This is a genomic window from Streptococcus mitis (assembly GCF_003944325.1).
Taxonomy (GTDB): Bacteria; Bacillota; Bacilli; order Lactobacillales; family Streptococcaceae; genus Streptococcus; species Streptococcus mitis_CW.
In genome coordinates this window covers 1-577 of the sequence record NZ_RJPX01000113.1, presented here as the reverse complement: position 1 = coordinate 577, position 577 = coordinate 1, and the positions used below count along the sequence as shown (strand labels likewise).

The 577-nt window shown below is 42.6% G+C and carries 1 tRNA gene and 1 rRNA gene; both read right to left on the bottom strand.

Annotated features, from left to right (window positions below):
- Positions 1-231: ribosomal RNA gene (locus D8787_RS11330) — 16S ribosomal RNA — on the bottom strand; the annotation flags it as partial.
- A 242-nt stretch (positions 232-473) separates the two neighbouring features.
- Positions 474-545 (bottom strand) — tRNA-Glu (locus tag D8787_RS11325).
- Between the last annotated feature and the right edge of the window lie 32 nt (positions 546-577).

Here is a 577-nt window from a genome sequence, read left to right as displayed (position 1 = left end):
CTGGTAGTGATGCATTTGCACCTTTTAAGCAAATGTCATGCAACATCTGCTATTATGCGGTATTAGCTATCGTTTCCAATAGTTATCCCCCGCTACCAGGCAGGTTACCTACGCGTTACTCACCCGTTCGCAACTCATCCAGAAGAGCAAGCTCCTCCTTCAGCGTTCTACTTGCATGTATTAGGCACGCCGCCAGCGTTCGTCCTGAGCCAGGATCAAACTCTCATTAAAAGTTTGAGTTCTCACTCACTTCTGTCACTGACAGATTTATTGTTTTTTCATTGTTCAGTACTACAACCTTAGTTGTAGTGCCCTGCACATTGGTTCGTCTTGTTCAGTTTTCAAAGGTCTTTGTCACTCACTTCTCTCAAGTGACAACTATATCAGTATATCACAGTCGCTTTCGCTTGTCAACACTTTTTTGAAACTTTTTTAAACTTTTTTCATCAAGTGTTTCAAACCACAATATACCATAGTCCGTACGGGATTCGAACCCGTGTTACCGCCGTGAAAAGGCGGTGTCTTAACCCCTTGACCAACGGACCAGAGTTGTTATTTTCAACTCTTACTATTATAC